This is a genomic window from Bradyrhizobium sp. AZCC 1610 (assembly GCF_036924515.1).
Classification (GTDB): Bacteria; Pseudomonadota; Alphaproteobacteria; order Rhizobiales; family Xanthobacteraceae; genus Bradyrhizobium.
Genome location: NZ_JAZHRR010000001.1, coordinates 1,272,188 through 1,296,166, shown reverse-complemented (window position 1 = coordinate 1,296,166; position 23,979 = coordinate 1,272,188). Strand labels below are relative to the sequence as shown.

Annotated in this window: 27 protein-coding genes; 13 read left to right on the top strand and 14 right to left on the bottom strand. The window is 59.8% G+C overall.

Going from position 1 to position 23,979, the window contains the following annotated elements; translation table 11 throughout:
- Positions 1-19 precede the first annotated feature (19 nt).
- From V1279_RS06430 to V1279_RS06420, 3 genes are read right to left on the bottom strand one after another with little or no spacing between them, the layout of a single operon-like run.
- Entirely contained in the window at positions 20-460 is a 441-nt protein-coding gene (locus V1279_RS06430; RefSeq protein WP_334433611.1) for a GspH/FimT family pseudopilin, read from the bottom strand.
- Positions 457-1,722, bottom strand: coding sequence for a type II secretion system F family protein (locus tag V1279_RS06425; protein WP_334433610.1), 1,266 nt, complete (start codon positions 1,720-1,722; stop codon positions 457-459). Before V1279_RS06425 ends, V1279_RS06430 begins: the two co-directional genes overlap by 4 nt.
- Before the next feature lie 16 nt (positions 1,723-1,738).
- Complete coding sequence (locus tag V1279_RS06420) at positions 1,739-3,520, bottom strand: GspE/PulE family protein (protein WP_334433609.1); 1,782 nt, start codon at positions 3,518-3,520, stop codon at positions 1,739-1,741.
- A 150-nt stretch (positions 3,521-3,670) separates the two neighbouring features.
- Here V1279_RS06420 and V1279_RS06415 point away from each other — a divergent pair, with 150 nt between their 5' ends.
- Complete coding sequence (locus tag V1279_RS06415) at positions 3,671-4,585, top strand: hypothetical protein (RefSeq protein ID WP_334433608.1); 915 nt, start codon at positions 3,671-3,673, stop codon at positions 4,583-4,585.
- A gap of 142 nt (positions 4,586-4,727) precedes the next feature.
- Here the strand turns inward: V1279_RS06415 and V1279_RS06410 are convergent, their stop codons facing one another.
- From V1279_RS06410 to gspD, 6 genes are all read right to left on the bottom strand, one after another.
- Complete coding sequence (locus V1279_RS06410) at positions 4,728-4,862, bottom strand: hypothetical protein (RefSeq protein ID WP_334433607.1); 135 nt, start codon at positions 4,860-4,862, stop codon at positions 4,728-4,730.
- Positions 4,863-5,030: 168 nt separating this feature from the next.
- Positions 5,031-6,059 (bottom strand): hypothetical protein, encoded by a 1,029-nt coding sequence (locus V1279_RS06405; protein ID WP_334433606.1) that lies wholly within the window; start codon positions 6,057-6,059, stop codon positions 5,031-5,033.
- Positions 6,028-6,690: a ParA family protein gene (locus V1279_RS06400; RefSeq protein ID WP_334433605.1), complete on the bottom strand. Its 663-nt coding sequence runs from the start codon at positions 6,688-6,690 to the stop codon at positions 6,028-6,030. The genes V1279_RS06405 and V1279_RS06400 overlap by 32 nt, the downstream gene beginning before the upstream one ends.
- A gap of 612 nt (positions 6,691-7,302) precedes the next feature.
- Complete coding sequence (locus V1279_RS06395) at positions 7,303-7,599, bottom strand: hypothetical protein (protein ID WP_028349245.1); 297 nt, start codon at positions 7,597-7,599, stop codon at positions 7,303-7,305.
- A gap of 203 nt (positions 7,600-7,802) precedes the next feature.
- Complete coding sequence (locus V1279_RS06390) at positions 7,803-8,234, bottom strand: hypothetical protein (RefSeq protein WP_334433603.1); 432 nt, start codon at positions 8,232-8,234, stop codon at positions 7,803-7,805.
- Positions 8,231-10,288, bottom strand: a complete 2,058-nt coding sequence (gene gspD, locus V1279_RS06385; RefSeq protein WP_334433601.1) for a type II secretion system secretin GspD — start codon at positions 10,286-10,288, stop codon at positions 8,231-8,233. The genes V1279_RS06390 and gspD overlap by 4 nt, the downstream gene beginning before the upstream one ends.
- A 121-nt stretch (positions 10,289-10,409) precedes the next feature.
- Here gspD and V1279_RS06380 point away from each other — a divergent pair, with 121 nt between their 5' ends.
- On the top strand, positions 10,410-10,562 hold the full coding sequence (locus V1279_RS06380) for a hypothetical protein (protein WP_334433599.1): 153 nt from the start codon (positions 10,410-10,412) through the stop codon (positions 10,560-10,562).
- 256 nt (positions 10,563-10,818) lie between these two features.
- Positions 10,819-10,986 (top strand): hypothetical protein, encoded by a 168-nt coding sequence (locus V1279_RS06375; RefSeq protein WP_334433597.1) that lies wholly within the window; start codon positions 10,819-10,821, stop codon positions 10,984-10,986.
- Between the two features lie 17 nt (positions 10,987-11,003).
- Here V1279_RS06375 and V1279_RS06370 read toward each other — a convergent pair whose 3' ends face one another.
- A complete protein-coding gene (locus V1279_RS06370; protein WP_334433595.1) occupies positions 11,004-11,204 on the bottom strand; it encodes a hypothetical protein in 201 nt (66 codons plus the stop codon).
- Between the two features lie 490 nt (positions 11,205-11,694).
- On the opposite strand from V1279_RS06370, the gene rfbF reads away from it, so the two are divergent.
- The 4 genes from rfbF (at position 11,695) to rfbG (ending at position 15,139) form a co-directional block, all read left to right on the top strand.
- Positions 11,695-12,465 carry a glucose-1-phosphate cytidylyltransferase gene (gene rfbF / locus V1279_RS06365; protein WP_334446236.1) on the top strand — a complete coding sequence of 257 codons (771 nt, stop codon included), beginning with the start codon at positions 11,695-11,697 and terminating at the stop codon, positions 12,463-12,465.
- A 72-nt stretch (positions 12,466-12,537) separates the two neighbouring features.
- Positions 12,538-13,104, top strand: coding sequence for a dTDP-4-dehydrorhamnose 3,5-epimerase (gene rfbC / locus V1279_RS06360; protein WP_334433593.1), 567 nt, complete (start codon positions 12,538-12,540; stop codon positions 13,102-13,104).
- Entirely contained in the window at positions 13,101-14,036 is a 936-nt protein-coding gene (locus V1279_RS06355) for an NAD-dependent epimerase/dehydratase family protein (RefSeq protein WP_334433591.1), read from the top strand. The genes rfbC and V1279_RS06355 overlap by 4 nt, the downstream gene beginning before the upstream one ends.
- A gap of 35 nt (positions 14,037-14,071) precedes the next feature.
- The gene (rfbG, locus tag V1279_RS06350) at positions 14,072-15,139 is read left to right on the top strand and encodes a CDP-glucose 4,6-dehydratase (RefSeq protein ID WP_334433589.1); all 1,068 of its coding nucleotides are present in this window, start codon (positions 14,072-14,074) and stop codon (positions 15,137-15,139) included.
- Between the two features lie 51 nt (positions 15,140-15,190).
- Here the strand turns inward: rfbG and V1279_RS06345 are convergent, their stop codons facing one another.
- The 3 genes from V1279_RS06345 to V1279_RS06335 form a co-directional block, all read right to left on the bottom strand.
- The gene (locus tag V1279_RS06345) at positions 15,191-15,433 is read right to left on the bottom strand and encodes a hypothetical protein (RefSeq protein WP_334433587.1); all 243 of its coding nucleotides are present in this window, start codon (positions 15,431-15,433) and stop codon (positions 15,191-15,193) included.
- A 42-nt stretch (positions 15,434-15,475) separates the two neighbouring features.
- Positions 15,476-15,853: an H-NS histone family protein gene (locus V1279_RS06340; RefSeq protein WP_334433585.1), complete on the bottom strand. Its 378-nt coding sequence runs from the start codon at positions 15,851-15,853 to the stop codon at positions 15,476-15,478.
- A gap of 275 nt (positions 15,854-16,128) precedes the next feature.
- A complete protein-coding gene (locus V1279_RS06335) occupies positions 16,129-17,592 on the bottom strand; it encodes an undecaprenyl-phosphate glucose phosphotransferase (RefSeq protein ID WP_334433583.1) in 1,464 nt (487 codons plus the stop codon).
- A 189-nt stretch (positions 17,593-17,781) separates the two neighbouring features.
- Between V1279_RS06335 and V1279_RS06330 the strand changes: the two genes are divergently transcribed.
- Complete coding sequence (locus V1279_RS06330) at positions 17,782-18,045, top strand: hypothetical protein (RefSeq protein WP_334433581.1); 264 nt, start codon at positions 17,782-17,784, stop codon at positions 18,043-18,045.
- Positions 18,046-18,100: 55 nt separating this feature from the next.
- Here V1279_RS06330 and V1279_RS06325 read toward each other — a convergent pair whose 3' ends face one another.
- A complete protein-coding gene (locus V1279_RS06325) occupies positions 18,101-18,448 on the bottom strand; it encodes a hypothetical protein (protein WP_334433579.1) in 348 nt (115 codons plus the stop codon).
- 265 nt (positions 18,449-18,713) lie between these two features.
- On the opposite strand from V1279_RS06325, the gene V1279_RS06320 reads away from it, so the two are divergent.
- From V1279_RS06320 to wecB, 5 genes are all read left to right on the top strand, one after another.
- Entirely contained in the window at positions 18,714-19,133 is a 420-nt protein-coding gene (locus V1279_RS06320) for a hypothetical protein (RefSeq protein ID WP_334433577.1), read from the top strand.
- Positions 19,134-19,287: 154 nt separating this feature from the next.
- Entirely contained in the window at positions 19,288-20,304 is a 1,017-nt protein-coding gene (locus V1279_RS06315) for a hypothetical protein (protein ID WP_334433575.1), read from the top strand.
- A 600-nt stretch (positions 20,305-20,904) separates the two neighbouring features.
- A complete protein-coding gene (locus tag V1279_RS06310; protein ID WP_334433574.1) occupies positions 20,905-21,534 on the top strand; it encodes a PEPxxWA-CTERM sorting domain-containing protein in 630 nt (209 codons plus the stop codon).
- A gap of 322 nt (positions 21,535-21,856) precedes the next feature.
- Positions 21,857-22,057, top strand: a complete 201-nt coding sequence (locus V1279_RS06305) for a hypothetical protein (protein ID WP_334433573.1) — start codon at positions 21,857-21,859, stop codon at positions 22,055-22,057.
- 732 nt (positions 22,058-22,789) lie between these two features.
- Positions 22,790-23,977 (top strand): non-hydrolyzing UDP-N-acetylglucosamine 2-epimerase, encoded by a 1,188-nt coding sequence (wecB, locus tag V1279_RS06300; protein WP_334433572.1) that lies wholly within the window; start codon positions 22,790-22,792, stop codon positions 23,975-23,977.
- Positions 23,978-23,979: the final 2 nt, after the last annotated feature.

The following is a 23,979-nucleotide window of genomic DNA, read 5'->3' as shown; positions in this document are numbered from 1 at the left end:
CGTCTGGATCGCGCACCCATCATTGGATCAACCGTGGCTCGCCGGTCAGCCAATTGACGGCGATGCGCGCCGATCGTCCATCCAGCGTCAGCGCGATCTCGCCGCCGGAAGACTGGCCGTCCGGATAGAACCTGATACCGCCGAGATCGCCGGAGCGCTCCGTCTCGGCAATCACCATCGCGGCACTCATTCCACGCGGCAGATTATGCATGGAATTCGGCAGGCCGAACCGGCCTTTCTCCACGTCGATCCGGAATAGTGTTTCCGCATTGCTCGACATCGCCTGCGCACGAGCGAGCTGAAGCGTCGCCGTGACGGAGCGCGCGGTGACGGCGACACGCGTGGCCACGGCCTTCGGTTTGGCGGACAGCGTGCCGGCAAGGACAAACCCGATGATCCCGATGACGACGAGCAATTCGGCCAGCGTGAACCCGGCTGACGATCGTGCGGGGCGTTTCATTGGAACGCGAGATTGTTGATCGACAGTACGGCGCTCATCACATGCATGATGAGCCCACCGATGCTTCCGCCGATGACAAGCGTCAAAGCCGGCGTCAGCAGGCCGACCATGCGTTCGATGCGCCGCTGCAGGTCGGCCTCGATCACGCTAGCCACCTGAATGAGCATGGGGCCGAGCTGGCCGGACTCCTCTCCGACGGCAACAAGGCGAAGCGATGCGGGCGGCAACAGGCCGTCGCTATCGAACGCGCGGTGCAGCGGCGTGCCTTCCGGAACACGCTTGATGGCGCCCTCATAGAGCGCATTCAGGTGCCGGTTGGTGACGAGCGCACGCGCGGTCTGCATCGCGGACATCAACGGCACCCTTGCGACGAGCAGCGTGCCGAGCGCCCGCGCAAAGCCAGCGGCTTCGCGGTTTCGAATGAGTCCGCCAATCACCGGCGTCGAGCATTTCAAACGATCGGCACCGAGCATGACTTCCGGATTTTGCTTCGCCTTGCCCCACAACACGAAACCTGCTGCGCCGCAAAGAGCGACTGCCAGCAGGACGATCAGCCAGTTGTCCTGAATCTCCTCGAAGAAATGCAGGATGCCCGGAAGCGGCAGGCCGGCATCGACGAAAATCGGCGAGATAGAGGGTATCAGCACAAACACGATGACCACGACCGATACCAGCGACATCAGGATCAGGATCATGGGATAGACGAGCGCGGACGCGATCTTGTTGCGGATCTCGAGCCGGCGCGCCAGCAATTCAGCGATCTGCTTGAGGACCTGCCCCGTGACCCCTCCGGCTTCGCCGGCGGCCAGAATGGCCCGGTAGTCCGATGGAAACACGTCCGGTCGTTGCGCCATCGCTTCCGAAAGCTGCAGTCCGGCCAGCACGTCCTTGAGAAGGCCGTTGGCGAGACGCGCGGTTTTCGGCGCGGCGCCCGGCCCTGCGATGATCCGGAACGCGGCATCGAGCGTCAGCCCGGAATTGGTCAGCGAAGCCAGCTCAACCGTGAAGGCCGTCAGTTCCTTCAGGCTGAAGCGGTTCGATTGAACGAGCTCGCGCTTCCAGACCGACGTTTCCGCTTCGCGCGCCGGAGCGGATGACTGGCTCGACCGTTCCACCGTGTGGTCGGCCACGCCATAGGTTTCGAACGGCGTCAGCCCCGAGCCGTAGAGCGCGTCGATGGCCGCGTCGAGACCTTCGGCGACGATCGTCCCTACGGTGACCGCGCCTCGTTCCGTGTACGCCTTGTAGTGAAACGTTGCCAAGGGCCAGGGCTCCCCTTTAGGACGCGCGGGTAACGCGAAGAACTTCTTCGAGCGAAGTCTCGCCGGCCCCGACCTTCACGAGGCCATCTTCGTAGAGTGTGTGAAAGCCTGCTTCACGCGCGATCTGCTCGATCGCACGCTGGTCCTGACTTCTTCTTCCGATGGTTTCGCGGATGGCATCGTCGACCACCAGCAGTTCCGATATCGTCGTGCGACCGCTATAGCCGGTATTGCCGCACGCCTCGCAGCCAACCGGCTCCCGGCTGTGCGACCAATCTATTCGCGGATTGCCTGCTATCGCCATCTTGAGCTTGCCATGCGCGCGATCGCCGTCGCTGTGCGGTCGCGAGCACGCGGGGCAAATCCTTCTGACCAGGCGCTGCGCCATCACGCCAGCAATCGTCGAGGCGAGAAGGTAACGTTCCAGTCCGATGTCGATCAGACGCGTAATCGCGGCAATCGCGCTGTTGGTGTGCAAGGTCGAGAATACCAGGTGGCCGGTCAGCGACGCCTGGATGGCGATGCGCGCGGTTTCGAGGTCGCGGATTTCGCCGATCATGACGATGTCCGGATCCTGGCGCAGGATCGAGCGAAGCGCCGTGGGAAAGTCGAGACCGATCTGCGGCTGGACCTGGATCTGGTTGATCCCGGAGAGCTGATACTCGATCGGATCTTCCACGGTGAACAGCTTCAGTTCGGGCCGATTGAGATCCTTCAAAGCAGTGTAGAGCGTCGTCGTCTTTCCGCTGCCGGTCGGGCCGGTGACCAGGATGATGCCGTTCGGAAGCGCCATCAGGCGCTGGAGACATGCTTGCGTCTTGCCGTCGAGCCCCAGCTTGGTGAAGTCGAGCTCCACCCGGGTCCGATCGAGGATTCTCATCACGACGCTTTCGCCGAACACCGTCGGCAAGGTCGAGACACGGATGTCGATCTCGACACCGCGAACCACGGTCTTGATGCGGCCGTCCTGCGGCAATCGCCGCTCGGCGATGTCAAGCTTGGCCATGATCTTCACGCGCGTCGTCAGTGCGGCCCGCAGCGTCGCGGGCACGAGGCGCTCCTGCTGCAAAAATCCGTCGATGCGGTAACGAACGGCGACGGCATCGCGTCCGGGTTCGATGTGCACGTCGGACGCGCCACGCTCGACGGCTCTCGCAATGATCTGATTCACGAGCCGGATGACCGGCGCTTCATTGGCGATATCACGCAGACGCTCGACGTCGAATTCGCTGCCGTCGTTGCCTGATATCGCGATGTCGTCGGTTTCCTCAGGCTGCATCTCGGACGCCGCGTCCTGGTACAGCGTCCGCAAGGCGCGCTCGATTTCCGCCGGAGCAATCACGGCGAGATCGACGTGCACGTCGAGCATGTAGCTGATGGCCTTTACGGACTCGTCGACAAAGGGATCAGAAGTTGCGATCAGCAGGCGACGGCCGTCGAACGAGATCGGCAGGATCCGATTGGTCTTGAGGAAGGAGAACTGCAAGCGGTCCGCCAGGACGGGCCGGGCCGGGAGACCCGCCGGTTCGATCAGCGGAAGACCGCAGTAGGTAGCGTAGGCCAGACAGAGGTCGGCCTCGGAAATCAGGCCGAGCTTGACCAGCACGAGATCGAAGCGTTCGGAAGCCGCTTCGGCGGCCCGCCGGGCCCGGCCGACGGCGGCGGGATCGACCAGGTCCTTGTCGACCAGAAGGTCGGAAAACGCCTGCGCGAAGCCGGCGTCCCTTGGCCTCGGCAGCTCCGTTCCCCGGCCTGGAGGTGCGGCCGGGCGCAACAATTGCTGGATATCGAATGACATTCGCGCGCTCGGCGGTGGGGTCTGCGTCGGCGCGATTCTAGGGGGGTTTGATTAACACAAGCTGTTTGACGCTTTGTTTGCCATTCCGGCGTAAATATCGGCCGACAACGCAAGGTCAGGCCGCTGGCCGGCCCAGCAAGGCTTATCGACGTGGCAAACCGGCCAAAGGCTCGAACGAACCGACTTCCTGCCCCCGACCGGCCGGAATGGCTTTCCCTGCCCCGCTCCAGGGCCAGCCAATCGGGCTTCGCGCTGGTCGCCGTGATCTGGACTTTGGGCCTGATTACGCTGCTTGGAATGGCTGTCATCGTCGGCGCGCGTTACCGCACCAAGACGTCGTCGAACTACGCCTCGGTGACCGCAGCCGAGATGGCGGCCGAGAGCGCCGTCAACCTGGCGATTGCCACGGCGCTGACTGCCGCGCCCGAACAAGCCGTTAATTTTCCGTTACGGTGCCGATTGCCCGGCGGTGAACGCGCCACGATCACGGTCGAGGAAGAGACCGGAAAAATCGACCTGAACACGGCGAGCCTGACCGCCTTGACGCGCTTCTTCACCGCGCTCACGGGCGATCAGTCGACAGGCACCCGCATCGCCTCGCAGATCATCGAATTCCGCAAACCGAAGGCACAGAGCACACCAGCCGCAGGGCCTGCTGAGGCACGCTTCACAACCGTGATGCAACTGGATCAGCTCGACGGCATGTCGCCGCGGTTGTTTCGGACAGCCCTTCGCCATGTCACGGTTCGCTCCGGGCGGCCGGAGCCCGACATGGAAGCCGCCTCTCCCGCCATGCTTAGACTGCTCAATATCGCGCCGAAGCAGACGAACGCCAAGCGAGGGCTGCCCACAGGCGGCAGCATGACCATCCGCGCGGATATCAGCGCCTCGGATGGCGCACGCTTCATCCGCGAGGCGCTGGTCTCGCTGGAGGGCGGCAACGGACGCCCCTACGTCATCCGCGAATGGCGGCGCGGGGATATCGATTCATCAAGCGCGCGGCAGGAACGCTCCCAAGGCGCTGCGCGCGCGTGCCTGCGCGTTCGCGACGCGGCGGCAAGCTGAGCTTCCTTCGACTCAACGTTGCAGCTTGGGTGCGTACTCATAAAGTCGGTTGCTGCGAGTCGGCCACCTGATGTCTGCTTCTCCCCCAACAGCGGCGCGGGAGCGGACATAGCGGCACTTCGCCATGGGGCCATTTCCGGACTCATGCATCGCAACAAAGCAAACCCTGTTCGATCACTTCGTCCGCGCGGGCGAGCACCGATGCCGGCAGGTTGCGGCCGAACGCCTTGGCGGTTTTCAGATTGACCACCAGCTCGTACTTGGTCGGCGTTTGCACCGGCAGACGGCTTCGCTCCGGCCCTTATCAGCGCAATCATGGGCCATGCAGGAGCGGCCCCAACGTCAGCGTCTTCTTCGTCCAAAGCTCGGACGAAGTTGCCGGGCGGTCCTCGCAGGGGCCTCGGCCTCAGTCAAATCGGACGCCAAATGGCCGCGCTGCTTAGCTTTATATTTCTGGATCTGAAATGCGGGTCAGCATCTTCACGTGCGGTCCCGCCCGTTTGAAGATCGGCTCCCAAAACGCATAGGCCGTCTCGGCGAAGCTCGCGCTTATGGTGAACTTCGTGAGCGCGCCCCGATATGCGGCCTGTCGCCGGCAGCCCTGCCCCTCGACAAGGTGCCAGATGAATTGAGCGACCTGGCGCGCGTAGGTGCTCGGACGACCTCTGTGGTTGGGTACGATCTCAAGCCGCATGGTCCCGGTGTCGCGCGTCTCCGGTTCGGTGATATTGGCAAGCCAGATGAAGATTGATGGATCAATGCTCGCGGCATAGCCGTCGCGCTTGAGCTGCTGATTGATCATAGAGAACGCGCTGGCGGCTTCTCTGAAGCATTCGCTCAGGATGAAGTTCGCCTGATTCTCCAGCTTGCCGCTCCGAAGATCGTCCAGCAATCTGATCGCCTCGTCAGTGAGCCGCCGCATGTATCGCAGTTGCGGCTGCCCCGCGCTGTCGGCTGGTTCCTTCTGCACAATCAACTCGGCCGCATCCGCGCGGAACTCCGTTGCGGCTTCTTTGACGGTCAAAAAATTGCTTTCAAGATTGGAACCGCCGATGTCTTTCGACGCCGCTTCGCCTCCCACCCGTGTCTCTACGGGGTCCTTTGCATGGTCCAACGCAGCATTCAGGCTGGCTTTGATGTTTTCAAAAGCTCTGTTTTGATAGTCCTTGGCAATCTTCACCATCATCTCGGTGGTAGTGTCGGAATCTAGGAGTTCGCCCTTGCGCGGCGCCGCCGCATTCCGAGATTCAAGCACCGCAACGGGACTCAGAGCCGTCGCTTGCCTTGCAAGGATTGTTTGATCAGACGTCTGCTCGCCTGTGTGCTCCGATCGCAGATTGGAAGCAGCAATCCCGCTGGACAACACAAACAGGCCATCGTCAACGGCTCGGCTCGCCGCCGCGGTAAGCTCCACCAGCGAGCGTCGCGCACAGCGTGTATGGCTAGCACGCCGCCTTTTTTGCGTGTGGCTCATGATCTAACGACCCCTCGACAAGCTTTTTCAAGGCCCAGCGCCACAGCTCACGAACTTCCTCCGAGGCTCTTCCCTCTTGTGCAAACTCGGTCACGCCTAATCCTGCCCCAAGCGCGTCCTGGTGGTCATTGCGCTGTCCGACATAGGGAAGCGCAAGCACCCCGAGCGAATTGAGCGACGTTGCAGCTTCACTCAAGCGGCAGCCCCGCGGTGGCGTCTGATTGAGGACGAAAGCAAATCGGCGGTTGAGCCTACGAATAGCAATCAGCGTCGGTATCGCAGCTTCGATGTCGGCCGGACTCGGACGCACCGGGATCAGGCAAAGATCGGCCCTCGCGATGGCGCGCATGGCCAGTGCATTGTTCGTGGCGGCGGTATCGATGACCGTAAGCCAGATTCCCTCAGCTTCAAGGCTGACGAGCGCCCCTTCTATTTCGGCGGGATCGGAGACCCGAACGACCCGCGGATAGGGATGGCCGCGCCGCTCTTTCCATTTTGAAATCGTGCCTTGTGGATCCGCCTCGACAAATGCGACGCGCTCCCCGTTCCCCATCGCTGCGACTGCAAGTCCGACCGCCAGCGTGCTCTTGCCGCTTCCGCCTTTTTGGGTGACCAGAGCAAGGACATACATTTCCTGCGCTTCCCGGATGACAACGACATGAAACGCACGAGTCGTCAAAAAAATTGGGCCTACCAATCGGTGACCTACCACTCCCCATCGTGAATCGCATCAAGAGCGAGCGTGGAACTCACAACCAAATCAAGGCCCAGCCACTAACGATATACCGCGCTATACGTTGCCCAACGCCGGCCGGTCCATACATTGGGCCACTCGCGGACATCCCACGGGCAAGCCCGAGCGTTTAAAGATGGCGCAAGCTCCGCTCGAGGTTGGGGACCACCGGATGGAGATCGGAGAACTCTTCGCGGAAAAGGGCGAGCCTCCTCGATATGATCGATCGGCGTCGGATAACAAGGGATCGCGGATCTCCCAGCGGCTCGTCCCTCGTCCGGGTGATGTCTCTTCTGGGTCAAAACCGAAAATCCTCAGTCGAGCATGAAACGTCCGCTTTGCGCCAGGAAGCGGCCGGCGCAGACATTGCCTCCGTCAGGTCATTCGGTCTTCAGATTGGCGTCACGCACCACCTTGCCCCACTTCTCCATCTCCAACTTGATGCGCGCCGTAAGGGGCAGTCTTGTCCCAGGCTTGCGCACGTAGCGGATGAGGACCCTTTGCGAACAATTACGCATCGGATTCTATATTCACCAAAACTTCCCCGGCGATGATTTCGGGGTCGCCAAGAATAAGGTCATGCAGGCTTGCTCGAACAAACTCCAGAACTTTGTCGTTCGCCGCAATGGCGCTTTCGCGGTCCTCGAATATCATCACAGCGACACCGACGCCCTCGCCCCCATCCAGTACATAGTAAGATCTGAATCCGGGCGATTCCCTCAGTATCCGACCGATGCCGCTTTTGGCGCGGCGAGCGGCATCCGCAACCGAACGAACCTTGGTGTACTTTCGAATGAATATGTACATCGGGCCACCGTGCGTCTCAGTTCCAGCCCCACGCATCAAAGCATATCGGGCAGGCCGCTGCTGGACTAGGGCCTACTTCCGGGATGGGTCACGAACGACAAAACTCAAAGTGAGCATAACGCGTCCGCTTTCGGGCGCATCGCGACCGAAGCGCTCCTTGGCCGGGCATGTTGAGCCCAGCTGCGCGCTAATGAGCCCGCGTCCTATCCTTTTGAGTTGAGCACGACCGGAGGCGCAGGCGGCGGCGGACGGACTGAGCCTTCGAGCTTCAAACGCTCCTCGACAACGGCAGGGCCGGGCTCCATCACGGTGCAACCCTTGTAGCGCTGCAGATCGGCCAGCGCGTCGAGCCGCCTGCGCTCATCGATGAGCTGCTTGGGCGCATCCAGCGGATATCTTTCGTAGCCGTAGCCGGCCAAGGGGCCCACCGCCAGCCAATACTCCAGCCGGGCGGCGCGCCGCGCCGCGTAGCGGAAGGACGCAGCGACGCCATTGCAGCTCATCGTTTCATCAACGGGCAGGACCGCATAGGGCGGCGGCGGTTCGATCGGATAGGCATAGGTCACGCAGCCCGCCAGAGCGCAGGCCATGCTCGACAACAGCCAGAAATTTCTTGTGGCTGCTCGGCGCTTCACTGTGAAATTATCCGCTGCATGGTGTTGGCCGGCGTGCGCTCGCGCGAGGTCGTGTGCGGCATGTAGACATGCATCTTGCGCCGGTATTCTTCCGTGACGAGACGGCTTTCCGTGCCATCGCGGACAACCTTGGGCGTGATCAGGATGACGAGTTCGGTCTTCTGAACCTGGTCGCCCCGGTTGGAGAACGCGGCTCCAAGCCCGGGTATGTCGCCGAGCAGCGGGATCTGGTTGCTGGTCTTGCTGGCCTGCTCCTGGATCATCCCGCCGAGCGCCAGGACTTCGCCGTCGTTGACGACGACGGTGGTCTTCACGCGCCGCTGCTGGATGGTCGGCGAGTCGATTCCGGATGAGGTGGTCTTCACCACGGCGCTGACTTCCTGCTCGATCTCGAGCTGCACCCTGCCGCTCTCATTGATGCGCGGCGTTACCGAAAGGATCACACCGGTATCCTGCATGGTGATCGAATTGACGATCGCCGTTTGCGCCGTCACGGTGCTGGTGGCGGTTTGCGTGGTGATCGGCACCTGATCGCCGATCTGCAGCCTCGCCGTCTTGTTGTCGAGAACCATCAGCGAAGGTGTCGAAATGACGTTGACGCGTGTAATCGCGTTCAATGCGCTGAGCGTCGACGCTATGCTGGCTGCGTTGACGGCATAGTTGAACCCGGGAAAGACCGATGCCACGCCGCCGGTCAGCGCGTTCGAGAACGAGGCGGTCGGCGTCCCCTTTTTCGATAGCTGCCATTGCACGCCATATTGCAGCTTGTCGTTCAGCGTCACCTCGGCAATGACCGCTTCGATCAGGACCTGGCTTGCGACCACGTCGAGCCCCTGAATGACACGAAGCACGCGCTGGTAGTCCCGCTCGTTGGCCATGATGAGGAGCGAGTTTTTCGTCTCGTCGGCGACGATCTTGAGCGGCGGTTCACCGCCCGCCCCGTTGGAGGACGGAGACGACGAAGATGGCTCCATCGAATCCGGCGCCAGTGCTTCCGGCTCGTTGTTCAGTGCGCGCTGCAGGCCTTGCAGATCGTTACCGGGACTGACGCCGCGAAGCCCGATCCCTGCGCCCTGATCGATATCCGGCGTCGCGCCGCCCGGTCCGAGCGATTTTGCCGAGCTTCCGGAGAAACTCGCCTGCTTCGATCGCGGCGAAACGCTGCGCGTCGGCGGCTTCACCACTTTCATTTCATTCGCGAACATCGACTGCAGTACACTTGCGAGCTCCACCACGGGCCGGTTCTGCACCTGGTAGACGTGAAGCTGCCGCTCCGAGCCGGCGGCCTTGGCATCCAGCCGCCTGATCCAGGTCTGCGCCCTCGGCAAATAGCTCGGCTGCGAGGTCACGACCAGAATGGCGCCAAGCCGCGTGTTGGCGATGAACCTGACGCGGCCCTTGAGCGGCCCTTCCTTCTCGGCAGCGAATATCGCCTTCAGTTCGTCGACCATTTTTTCCGGCTGCGGCGTTTTCACCGGAACGACCGCAAACGACATGCCCTTCATGACATCGACATCGAATACCGAAATTGAATCGAGCATGCTTTCGATTTCCGCCGGAGAGCCCTTGAGCGCGAGAATGTTGCGGGCATCATCGGCCTGCACGATTGCGCCTTTCGGCACCATCGGCTCCAGCACGCGTGCGACTTCGGTCGCGGAAACGTATTTCAAGGAAACCACGCGAATGCCGTTGCCGGCGATGGCGCTCTCGGCCGGACCATCGCCGGTCGCGATCACACCCGTGGCGGCCTGGTCGGCCGGCGCAATCCGGTAGGTGCCGCGGCTTTGCACCAGCACCGCGCCGATCGGCACCAGCGCGGTCTGGAACATCTCCATCGCCTCGGCCTTGCTGACCGGACGCGTCGTTTGCACCGAAATGACACCGTCGACGCGCGGGTCGACGACGTAGTTCACGCCGATCATGTCGCCGAGAACGGTCTTGGCGGCTTGCTGAAGCGGAACGCTTGCCAGATTGAGAACCACATTCCCATCCGCGCCGGCGGTCTTCCGCTTCGAATACGTCCCGCCGATCATGCTGCCGCTGCCGCCGTCCATGACGGCTACCGCCGGCGATGAAGGGGATGGAAGCGGCACGGCGCCGGTAGGGCCGCCGTCATACGCGTAGGTTTGCTCCAGGGAAACCGGCTGTCCCGAAGCCAATCTGGGTTGTGACACCGTGGTCAAAGGCGTCGCGATGGGGGTGGTGGTGCAGCCCGACACAACGAGTATTGCCGCCCAACAGGCGGCTGACCTCGTCGCAAGGCTACGAGAAGGCAACAAAGGTAAAACCCCCAACGACTTCGCGCCGTGGACGATTTTCGGCGCGTAAATATTTGGTAAAACATCATAGTTAATTGACAGTAAATCGGCCGGGCCGCGGGAGGCGCGAACGCGAGATCTTCCGGGAAAAACTCGCGGCGAGGATAACCGGAGAGATAATAGGTCCGCTTCGGGCCCATTAATATGAACCCGACGTCGAGCAGATGAGCCCTGGCTTGAACGCGCTTCGACTGGCTGGATCGGGCCAGAGCTGCTATATTTAATTTCGGCCCTGCGCTCTCAGCCTTGAATGTCAGGATTACGGTATGATGAACCTTGTCACAGCTCCCGTGAGCGAGACCTTCTCGATCGTTGGGACGTGCATCAACTGCACCGCTCCGGCCAGTCTGCTGGCAACGATGACCGTCATCGCCATCGGCGTTGCACTGGCATTTCGCTCAGAACGTAGTAACGGCGCGTCCCGCAACGCCTGAGCGAGGCAATCGATCGGTCAGACGAGATCGTCGGGTTCGTATTCGACGAACTTCTTGTAGATCCAGCGTCTGCCGTCGTGCCGGCGCCATACCTTGCCCCACAACAGCCGCCCCGTGATCGAGCGCCTCGGCACCATGACCGTCCAAAGATGCCAGGCATCCGCCCACGCCCGCTCGGGGCTGAACGACGTAACTTGAAACGGATTATCACGGCTCATCGGACTGAACTCCGGCATTGAAAGCACGTCGCGCCGATACAGGCGACGGCGCGCTCACACCTCAACTTGTCTGGAACGCAGGGAAGACACCTTGGCTGTAACGCATTCGAGCTTGCGCCGGAGTTCGCACACTTCCCGATATCTTTGCGCGAGATCTTCGGGCCGAGCCCGCGATTTACGCTTGGTGACAACCTTCCGACGCAGGCGATTTCGCTTCATGCTTCATCATAGCTTCGCCCGTGAGCGGCTCAATCAAAGCCGTCGATTAAGCTAACCCGTCAACCTTACTCGACCGCGCTCAACCTCAACGCGCGTATGCGTGGCCGCGGAATCGATTTCGTGCCTCGTTGCCAGCGCGGGAACCCGTAAATTGACGGGGTCAAATAAACCATTCTGTCACGAAATGACGGCACGGCCTCGCATGGCCTCGCCATTTCATGTAGGGAATAGCGGTAAACCTATTAATCTCAACGTATTGAATGGCAAATTAATGCGCGCAGTATTGCTGGCCGGTGGCCTGGGAACTCGGTTTGCCGAGGAGACCGATGTTCGTCCCAAGCCGATGATCGAAATCGGCGGCAAGCCGATCCTTTGGCACATCATGAAGATCTACAGCAGCCACGGCATCAACGACTTCATCATTTGCCTTGGCTACAAGGGCTACGTGATCAAGGAATACTTCTCCAACTACTTCCTGCATCAATCGAACGTCACCTTCGACCTTCGCGAAAACCGGATGGAGGTTCTGCAGAAGCACGCCGAGCCGTGGCGGGTGACGCTGATCGACACCGGCGAAGAAACCATGATCGGCGGGCGCATCAAGCGAATCCTCCCCTATATCGGCGATGACGACGCCTTCTGCCTGACCTATGGCGACGGCGTGGCCGATATCGACATCACCGAAAGCATCGCCTTCCATCGCCGCGAGGGGCGTCTGGCGACCGTGACCGGCACGCAGCCGCCCGGCCGCTTTGGCGCCATCAATCATCAGGGCAGCCGCGTTACCGGCTTTCAGGAAAAGCCGCGCGGCGACGGCAACTGGATCAATGGCGGCTTCTTCGTGCTTTCGCCCAAGGTCGGCGATTACATCGAAGGCGACGCCACCGTATGGGAAAAAGAACCGATGACGAATCTGGCGGAGGAGGGCCAGCTCAGCGTGTTCCTTCACGACGGCTTCTGGCACCCGATGGATACGTTGCGGGACAGGCGTTACCTGGAAGATTTGTGGGCCAACAACAAGGCACCTTGGAAAACCTGGTAAGTCGGAGTTTGGCCAGCGGGTAGCTCGCGGCTCGATACGCAACCAGTTGCAACTGACGAGACGATCGCAGACATGAAGTTTCACCCCACCCCGCTTTCCGGCGCCTTCACGATTGAACTCGACAAGCGTGGCGACGATCGGGGTTTCTTCGCCCGCCTGTTCTGCGATCAGGAATTCGGCGCTGCCGGCATCCCTACCGCGATCGCCCAAATCAACAATGCACTGAGTTCGCGGGCAGGCACGCTTCGCGGCATGCACTATCAATTGGCGCCTTCCGCCGAAATCAAGGTGGTGCGGTGCATCCGTGGCGCGGTCTATGACGTTATTGTCGATCTTCGGCCGGACTCGCCGACCTTTACGCAGTGGTTCGGCGCAGAACTCAGCGCAGAAAATCGACTGATGATGTACGCGCCACGCGGTTTCGCGCATGGCATCATGACGCTCACCGACGATTCCGAAACGCTTTATCTCGTAAGCACGCCGTACGATCCGGAACGCGAACGCGGCCTGCGCTACAACGATCCTCGCTTCGGAATCGCGTGGCCCCGGCCCGTTACCGAAATTTCCGAGAAGGACCGAACGTGGCCCGATTTCGACCCCGACTTTCACGGCATTGAATCGCTTCGAGGCCTGGTTTGAAAATCCTGCTGACAGGCGCAAGCTCCTTCACCGGACTGTGGTTCGCACGCCGACTGGCGGCAGCCGGACATCGCGTCGTGGCGCCTCTCAAAGGAGCCCGCAGCGAGTACACTGGTTTGCGCAAGGAGCGGGTGACGGAGCTGAGCCGCGTTGCTGAATTGGTCGAAAGCTGCCCGTTCGGGTCATCCGCATTCACGGATCTGGTCTGCTCGGGCAGTTGGGACATCCTATGTCAGCACGCATCGCGCGTCGGCGACTATCGAAATCCCGAATTCGACGTCGCGGCCGCGCTGGCCGAAAATACCCACAATCTCGCGCCGATTCTTAAGCTGATGCTCGACCGCGGGCTTGCCGGCGTCGTGCTGACGGGCACGGTGTTCGAGCAGGATGAAGGTGCCGGCGATGCGCCGTTGCGGGCGGTGTCTCCCTACGGTCTGTCCAAGGGACTGACATGGCAATACTACCGCTTCCTCAGCGAGACGATGGGTTTTACGCTGGGCAAGTTTGTCATCCCCAATCCGTTCGGCCCCTACGAAGAGCCACGCTTCTGCAACTTCCTGATCCGGTCATGGTTGAGAGGTGAGGCTCCGGCCGTGCGAACGCCCGACTATGTGCGCGACAATGTCCACGTCGACCTGCTATCGATTGCCTATGCCGATTTCGTCGAAAGCCTGCCGCGCGAACGAGGACAGTTCAGATACAATCCGAGCTTGTATGTTGAAACTCAAGGCGCTTTCGCCACTCGTCTAGCTGCCGAAATGGCTCCGCGGCTTGGCGTGGCCTGCCCGATTGATTTTTTGGAGCAAACGGATTTCAGCGAACCCAAGACCCGGATCAACACGGACAAAATCGGCGAAACCGCAAGCAGCTGGAGTGAATCCGGGGCGTGGGATGCGCACGCGGCGTTCTATATGGATCGACAGGGCGAGTGACGCCCGCAGATTATATTCGTGGAATGGACAGGCACGTGATTGACACTGATTTTTGGAACGGACGCCGTGTCTTCCTGACGGGCCACACTGGATTCAAGGGCGCGTGGCTGACGCTATTGCTAAAGCGCCTCGGAGCCAGTGTGACCGGCTTTGCCTTGCCACCTGAAAGGGAGCAAGACCTGTTCGAAGTGGCCAACGTTCGCTCGGCGCTGCATCGGCATGAAATAGGCGACGTGCGTGATCTGGATCGACTGGTCGCATGCATGCGCGCAGCCCAACCCGAGATCGTTCTCCATCTGGCTGCGCAGTCTCTCGTCCGTTTGTCCTACGAGGAGCCGGTCTCCACCTACGCAACCAACGTTATGGGAACAGTTCATGTGTTGGAGGCGGTGCGCACCTGTTCCGACACTCGCGCAACCATTGTCGTGACAAGTGACAAGTGTTATGAGAATGCGGAATGGACTTGGGGCTACAGGGAGAACGATCGCCTCGGCGGCCATGACCCGTACAGCAATAGCAAGGGATGCGCCGAACTTGTAACCGCGTCCTATCGCAAGAGCTTTTTTCCGCCGAGCGGATCGTCACACGTTGCGTCAGCGAGAGCGGGCAACGTGATCGGTGGCGGCGATTGGGCGCGAGACAGGCTCGTTCCGGACGCGATCCGCGCGTTTATTGCGGACCAAACGGTCCAGATACGCAATCCCAATGCCATTCGGCCCTGGCAACATGTGCTCGATCCGATCTCGGGCTACCTGCTGCTTGCGCAACGCGTTTATCAGGACGGCGCCAAAAATGCGGAAGGGTGGAATTTCGGCCCTTCTGCAACGAGCGAGGTGCCTGTTTCGAAGATCATTTCCCGCCTCGCGCATTTGTGGGGACAAAGCGCTTCGTGGGAGGTCGACGGTGGAGAGCATCCCCACGAAGCCTCCTATCTCAAGCTCGACTGCAGCAAGGCGATCAGCCAGTTGAATTGGAAGCCGGTTCTCGATCTGGAGAAAAGCCTGACTCTCACTGCGGACTGGTATCGAGCCTTCCAGAAAAGGGAAAACATGCGCGCGGTGACCGAAGACCAGATCGACGATTTCCTGCGCCAGGCCGGCTAAGCGTTTTCACCGAGCGGATCGACCTGAGGCACGATCATCCCATCGTAACCGCTACTTGTTCTGGCAGCTTTGCCTGCAGGTTTGGGCCTGGCTGTCACATGCGCTCTGGCAGGGAGCGCCGAGCGTGGTTGGGCATACGCGCTTGCAGGAAGCATTCTGGCTGGCGCAATTGGCAAGGCAGGCATCGCTGGCAGCATCGGCCAGGCGCCATTTGCCGATCGAGACGTTGTTTTGACCTGCAGCGGCCGTTCCAATCAGCAGCAAGGACAACACTGCGCAGAGCACGAGCTTCATGGAGACCTCCGATTGCACGGCCTTCGCGCCTGCCAAAGACGCCTATGCGCGGCGGCGGCGAGAACCTTCGCCGCCGGCTTCCGGCTTGCCAATCACGAACTCCTCAATCTTGTGACCGGTCTTCAGGGCGGCCGTGAGCCAGCGAGGCTGCTTCCCGCGCCCTGACCAGGTTTCGGAAGGCTCGTCGGGATTTCGATATTTTGGGAATACGCGGGGGTACTTCCGGCGCTCGCGAGGCGCACTTCGGGCATCCGCGGATTCCGTTTGGCGCATCTCCTTCTCGCGTCGAAGTTGCGCCAACCGCTTCTCAAGCTCGCGCTTTTCCGACGTCAATCGAACCGACAGCACCTGACTGAGCTCCTCATGGAGCTGCCATAACTCGTCTACCGACATTCCATCGAAATTTGGCTTCTTGTTCATCCCACTCGCGACCATCACAATTCGTGACGAACTACGACCATCACGATTCGTGACAAACTATAAGTCCCGCGCCGGCCCTTTCCAGTAAAATTGTAGATTTGGCCGACAAATCTCCGCAAAAACGTCAAATCGTGACCGGTGCCGGAACTTCCGGGAGGCTCGCCGACATCGCGCAGGCAGGCGGGGGTGTCACTGAGCCCAGATGGCGAAGTTCCCAGCCACCGGGCCGACAACCGCCGGTGCTTAACACTCGGAGACTCGCCTATCGGTTGCGGTCAGTAGGCGTTGCGCTTACGCAATACCTCGAAAAAGGTCTTGATCAGGATCTGGATGTCCAGCCATAGACTCCAGTTGTTGATGTACCAGAGGTCGAGTTTTACGCGTTCGGAGATGTGCTCGATCGTGGGTGTGCCCCCGCGCGCTCCGTTGCATTGCGCCCAGCCGGTCATGCCGGGCTTGACGTGATGCCGGAAAGCATACTCGCTCAATACCGTCTCAAAATAATTGTCATGGGCCAGCGCATGCGGACGCGGACCGATCAGGGACATCTCACCCCTGAGGACGTTTAACAGCTGAGGCAATTCATCGATACTTGCCGATCGCAACAGACGGCCAATGGACGTTACCCGGGGATCGTCGCGCGTAGCCTGCAGCACCGCGTGCCCGTTTTCCTGGACGGTCATGGTGCGGAATTTGAACATCATGAACTGCTTGCCATTAAATCCCTTTCGGAACTGCCGGAAAATAACCGGCCCGGGACTGTCAAGCTTGATGGCGATAGCCGTGAGCGCCATGATCGGCAGAAAGAACAGCAGCGCCAGCGCCGCGATGACCATGTCCATCACGCGCTTGACGAAGCGTTCCGCGGCACTGAGCGGTGCACGTTGAATTTCGATGGCGAGGACGCGCTGACGCGCCGACGACGCATAATTCGTCAACGTTCGAACCCGCATGTCGGGCAAGAGCCGCACCGCTACCGGAAGTGTCTTGACATGCTCGCGGATGAATTCCAGCCGGGGCGCATCCTCCCAGGGCATCGCAAGCAAGACCTCCCTGCAATTGTTGCGCCTGACGAAGTTTGCGGCTGAGTTGATAACGCTGACGTCGGCGGAGTCGCGCTTCACGGGATCGTCTTCGGAGCTGAGCATGAAGCGGTTGACTTCGGAAGTACCGAAGAAAACCAGGAGATCTCGGGGCTCCAACGCGGCGATCTCTTGGAAATCGCCGATCAGCACGATGTCCCGCCGACCGATTACGCCGCGCGAAACGGCAGCCCCCAGGGCCACCTTGGTAGCCTTCCTGACGACGAGTAATCCTGCCGGCGCAGCAAAATAAAACACCACAAAGGCGCCGCGTGAATAATCGACGCCGACCTTGAGCAGAAACGCAAAGAACGCGAGCAGCAACCCTGTCGTAAACCAGCAGATCAGTATTTCGCCGATCTCGACGCGCGGTTTGGCGCTGTCAGGAAAATCGTAATAACCGCTGCCGCTCATGCGCAGGATGTGAATGAAGCTCGCCAACAACCCGACTGCGCAATGCGGGAGAATATTCGGCACGTCGTTGCCGACAGATAGCTGATAGCCGATCCCCCCTGCCACGCTGGACAACAGGATCACGAAGGCATCTGCGGTCGATAACAGATAGGGGACGGCATTGCTGGAGAAACGAGCGGGAGAACCGCCAGCGGAATTGTCGAGCCGGCCTACCTTGTCGCCAATATCCGCTCCAATCGACATGAGAAAAATGTCCGCAGTATCACTGATACCAACTGTCTGATTATTGGCCAGAGACCATAAATCCGACAGACCATCAAAGGCCTAAGTAACTCTTCGTTAATACCCGTGACCATACACTCGGCCGGAGTGCGACGCAACATTTAATCAGTTTGAATGCGCCTTTAACCGTATTATGGAGCGAGTAGACGCATGCTGCCCATCCTCGCCTGCGGTGCCGGCATCTATGTGGGCCTTCATTTTAATATTTTGGCGCTGCTCCCGCTCTCTGTATTGGGCGCTGGGGCGTACATCGTCTCGGCCTGGGCCAACGGCCAGGGTCTGCTGGACGGTTTAGCCGTCGTGGCACTTCCAATCATCACCGTTCAGGTAGGGTATTTTCTGGGGCTAACGGGCCGGCCGGCCTATTTGCATTTACGGTCCCGGCTCAACATTCGGCACTCAGAGCGGGTATAATCCCGGGGATACGATTTAAACGCGGATTATCCGCAATTTCCGCGGCTGATGGTCCCTACCGCACTTTGTCGGCGAAATACCGGCTGAAGACTTCCTGAATGGCCCCCAGACCGCCAAGCTGACGCTCGAGCTCCTGTGTGCGTTTTTCGCCGCTTGCCATTTGCTGCTCGTATTCCTTGATCCTGGCCGCGTCCTTGGCGTCGCGCGTCAGATATTCATCGTAATCGGTGCCTGTGGCAAAGGCAGCCTGATCGCGCGCCGCATCGACCCGCGCACGCAGGGCGTCCCTCTCTTTCTGGATCGACGCGATTGCGGCCTCAACGGCGGCCGAAATTGAGCCGAGCCGTTCGCTGTCGGTCTGAGCATCGCGCTCTGCGGAACGAACCTTGAAAGCTCGTGCCATATCGAGTCTCCTTGGAGCACCGGTCTTCGCTGTACGGTTTCGCTGGACCGGCAGACCGCTGGACCAACGCTGGATAAGGAAGTTTTGTACAGCCTATCGAACCGTTGCCCGATCAACAACGTTGCATTTTTTTGAAAAAACGAAAGGCTGGATTCTTGGATGATTCGGATTTTCTGCAATAGCAACGACCGTGCAAGCGTATAGGATTGCCAAGCATATGCCGAGGTGACAACCGGACAGAAGCAAGATGAGATTTCGAGACACCTTGAAATTTGCTCTTGAGCTGATTGTGCCTGAAAAGCTCCTGCACCCAGGCGGGCGTGCTGCGTCCGATTCGAAGCACGAAGCTTCGCAGAATGTCGCGACAAGTCTTGAGGCCGCGGAAGCCGTACAGCGTGGAAAGGCCCGCCGGATTATCGAGGAGTTGGATCATGGCCAATTCGGCGGTCCCTCGTTCGGTCCGCAAACGATCGACCTGATGTCAAAGGCGCTGGAAAATGCCGAGGCTTCCTTGCCCGAGCCGGCATCGGACCAGCAGCTTCGATTGATTGCCGCTACGATCTTGAAGGTGGCCGGCGACGGCGAGCGCGATCCAATCCGCCTGAAGGCCGCGGCGATGTCTGCCCTGGGGTCTGCCTTGGGGTCGGTTGCCGGCAATGCGGACGGACAGCCGCTGTCGACCTGACCACAAGCGCCGCCGAAAGAACGGGCCGCCGAAGTCACTGGCCCGGCATGCGCCTGATCGGACGGGGTAATTTGCCACTAAAGCGGATCGCAAGCTATAAGCTGATCGAGCGGTTGTCGGATCGTCTCGCCCGCGCTGCCTAGGGACAATCAAAGTGGTTCATCATGAAGCTCCTAAATCGATCCTGGTTCACGGGCTGTTTGGACTGAGGAAACTTCTGGGTGTCGCAACGTTCGCCCTGATGATTGTTCTCTTGGGCCCGAAGCTGTTTGTCCTGTTCGACAATCCCAAGAACGCAACGGTCCCGGCCAAGCTGTTCGAGGCGCGCGAATACGTTCTCAGTAAATCGTTGCCGGTGCTGCATCGATATGTGCCGACCAACATTGCCGGCAGCGATCGCTCCGACTGGATCCTCATTGGCCTCGCCGTTCTCGTCACTATTTTCTCAGGCACAATCGCCCAGCGCATGCAGACCGCCTCGAACCGGCGGCTTCTGCGAAAGTCGGCCCAGGCATGGCGCCGGAAAGAGGGCGTGAAGCCGGGCTCCAAGCTCGACGCCGAACTGGAAACAACGCTGCGAATGGCGGAAAGCGGCAAGGTCGTGAACCGTCAGGAGTTGTTGCGGGTGTTTGCCGAAACCAAGAAGAAGCTCGACACCTTCGGCCGTGAAGTGGCCTTCCTCGCCATCGACGTGGTCGGCTCGGCGGGGATGAAGGCCGGCGAAGACCCTGCTTCAATTCAATATGACTTCGAAGAGTATCGAAAGCTCGTGGAGCGTATCTTTCGCGCCAGGGGCGTGTTGAAGACGGCATGGACACCCGACGGCGTGATGGCATGCTTCGCCCATGTGGAGGATGCTTGCCAGTCAGGCAAGGACGTCATCAAGAGTCTCAAGGTGTTCAACCGCGACGTGAAGGTGTCCAAGGCCGATTTCGCCGTTCGCTGCGGCGTGAATGCGGGCCTGGTCTACTTCGACGACACGACTCCGCTCGAGACGATCTCGGACCGCGTCATCGACGTCGCCGGGCACATGCAGAAGAACGCCGAGCCGAATACCGTGCTGGTGGCACGCAAGATCATCGAGCCGCTGCGTCAGCTTGAGGAATTTACCCACACCACGCAGGTCATCGATGGCTACGAAGCCAGCGTGTGGCGGGATACGGGCTCTTAAGCCACGCTCGCCTGCGCCCGCCCGCCTACCTCACATATTCGCGCCCACCATGCGGCGCGATTGCGAGCAGCGAAAATGGCCGCCCCGAATGCGGCCTTGAGCGTTGCCGTCGATCACGGTGATCGGACGGCTGCGCTGGCGCCGTGGCGACAGCGGAAGCCCGCCTCTTAAGGATGCTCTTTTTAGCGCCTTAGCATCGGCACCGATGAACGAGAGCCAAAAAACGTCGGCCAGAAAATTTTAAATCTGCCGCCTGCATTCAGGAAGCCCTTAAAGAACGGGCAGTTCGAAGTGACAAGACCTTTGTTCGACCGGCGTGCCGCGCGAGCAGAGGACTTGCTTGCCTGAGGCATGCGATCAACACAGTAAAAGTTTCATTAACGCGTCATAATACAACCTTAGATAATATTCGGAACTGGCGAACTTTAAATAAACGCTTGGCCAGCCTTGGGACGCAGTCATCTACGAATCTGGCGAGGAACATTCAGTGTTCGGCGCGGGTTCTCAACGGGAGCATTAATTAAAATGGTTGGTACTATCGCTAAACTGTCTTGCGCTGTTCTTCTCGTTGTATCCGCTGTGCCAGCCAGAGCTGTCGAGGTGATCACGAACGGCGACTTTCAATCGGGTCTGACGGGATGGACCTCGTACACTACCGCGAACGGGACGATCGCGGCCACTCCGAGCTTGCCAGGTGCTCCGCAGCCGCAGAACGCCTCGGTCGTCTCTTTCAACGTGACGGGTTCCGGCGCCTCGAACGCGTTGTTCCTGAACGCAGGCAAGATCAATCCTCCCTATGGTTCCGCGCCCGGGGAAGGTGGCGGCGTCTCGCAGACGTTCTCGACGACGGGTGGTCTGGCGACATTCTCGGCCGACATTGCGGCATTTACCCGCGTGAATGGTCTCACGGCGTTCGGGTTGATGAGCGTCCTGCTAGATGGTGTAGTGTTGGATAGCTTTGATTTCGTCGGCCCCGGCACGTCGACCACACTGCGCAACACGCTGGACTTCACCACCAACCTTACGGCGGGCCAGCATACCATCCAGCTACAGGCCACGCGTATATTCGCACCCGGTGGTGGCGTTACCTCGCAGTACTTCGACAACGTATCGCTCGACGTGCTGGCGCCCGTTCCGGAACCCTCAACCTGGGCGATGTTGATCCTTGGCTTCGTTGGTGTAGGTTTTATAGCTTATCGCCGTCGCAACGGCGCAACGCTCGCGGCCTGATCAGCGCTCCGATTGGATTGAGAAGCCGCCGCAAGGCGGCTTTTTTTCGTACCGTGCTGGACAGCTGCTGCGCAGCAAATACTTCGCTTTGGAAGCAAAGCGGGCATCAGCCTCAGTCCGGACGTCCCCGCCTTTGAGATTCAATCAAACTTCGAGAATTTCGAGACCGCAAGGGACTGCCAAATCAGATGCGGCAAGGCGACTTTATCCGGTAAGCTTCGAAAATCGCTGATGACTTTTTAATTGTCGCGTTGACCGCCACAATATTATCACATATGTTTTACCTTTAATTGGTTAATTTGAGGGTTTTGCGGTGGCGGCCGTGGACACCAAACTCAGCTCCGATTTGAGACGATTGCGATACGCCCTCGAGGCGGTTTCCGCGGATTTGGATGCTATTGAACAACGGCCGCATCCTTCGCTTCGTTCGGCCGCCGAAAACCTCGAGGGAAATCGACGCGACGGCCTCGAGGTATTCGTCAATCACTTTGTCTACGCGGTAAAACGCGGCGCCCTGCGCTAAACCAGCAGCCCCGGAAGAGTTTTCAGCGCTTGCATCGCGATCGCGCGCCGGACGAAAATCGCGGACGATTAGGCAAGCCCATTTGCAAGCCCATTTGTATGGCATTGCAGCGCTATGCTATTGGCGGTTCTATTGCTACGTGTGACCCAGCCAAGCGCTGAGTTAATGGTTCAATTTGCAATGCTCGGTTGAGATTACGATCATGTCGGTCGATATTTCGAAAGCCTATCTTGAGATTCAGAAACTTCGCAAAGAGATTCGCAAAGCGGAACTCGACATCATGATTTCTTTCGGAAGTCCACCCAACCGCTCTCTTCACTGCAGCTACATGAACGCTAGCGGTTTGCCGACGACCAATTCGCAAATGCTTACTTTAAAACGAAGCCAGAATTAACCGATCAACGCCCAGCCACTATTGCAAAATCAGCAAACGCCCTCGCGTCGATCCGGCCAGCCGTCCTCACTCGTCGGACTCGATCTCGACACGCGACAAAGATGCCAAACATTATACTGACCGTATAAATACGGGCGAGAGTATTTACCATGCATCCAAGTCTTCTCCGGATTACTACGGCAATCTCCGAAAATCCATTTAAATCAATTGTCTAATTCTTGGTTGCTGGCTAAAACACCAGCGATTTCTAATGCTGCCGTCGGGTTTAGTGGTGATGTAACGGCATTTCGGTCGGTAGTCGTGTCGTGGGGACGATGCGATCTTTTTGAAAGCAAGGCATGCATCACCCCCGCAGAGAGCATTTCAGCCACTCGACGCCTGTCCGCACTTTTGTCTTTGTTATTGGCACCCGGCCTGAAGTCATCAAGGTAGCCCCCATCATCCGCAGGCTGCGCGAAGCCGAGTGGGCGATCGTTCGGATCGTAACATCCGGCCAACAGAGCGATCTGCTAGACAGCACCCTTGCCGAATTCGGCCTCCATCCAGACTACTCCATCCCGCATCGAAGCAATTGCCGCACGCCGGCAGTGCTCGCCAGCCAGCTCATTCGCCGCCTGGACAAATATTTCGGCGAGGTTCGGCCGGATTGCGTTCTGGCCCAGGGAGACACGACAACGGCCTATGCGTCGTCGATTGCGGCGTTCTACCGCAAGATCGCCTTTGTGCATGTGGAGGCCGGGCTGCGCACGCCAAGCCTTGACGCGCCCTTCCCCGAGGAATTTCACCGCCGTTCGATCGCCGTATCCACATCCCTTCACTGCGCGCCCACATCGGCCGCGGCACAGAACCTCGTGCGAGAGAACATTTCGCGGGACAAGATCCTCGTTTCGGGAAACACCGTGATCGATTCATTGCTCGAAGTCGCGGCCTCGAAGCCGGCGCCGCCCGCCGACTTTCCCAGGTTGCGAACCATCCTCCTCACGGCGCATCGACGCGAGAATTTTGGCGCGCCGCTGCGGGACGCGTTTACCGCGATCAAGGCCTTCGTGGATCTCACCCCCGACGTTGCGGTGTATTTTCCGGTTCATCCCAATCCAAACGCGCGCGAAACGGCCATTGAAATTCTTTCGGCGCATCCCCGGATCAAGCTGGTCGATCCGCTGGGCTACCGCGACATCGTCGCCGCGATACAGAATGCCTGGTGCGTGGTGACCGACAGCGGCGGCCTTCAGGAAGAGGCGCCCGCGCTCGGCAAGCCCGTTCTGGTGTTGCGCGACGTAACCGAGCGGCCCGAGGCGGTGGCGTCAGGGGTTGTCGAACTGGTCGGGACTTCGCGCGAGGCGGTATTCGGTGCCTTGTTCGAGCTGCACAAGAACAGCGCCAAATACGCCCGCATGGCCCGGCCGGTATTTCCCTATGGCGATGGCCACGCCAGCAAGCGGATCGTCGAGGCCCTCTATCGGCAATTCGTCCTGCCGCCGCAAATGCGCTCCGCCGAAATCATTCAGCTTCACCACGCGTCCTAACT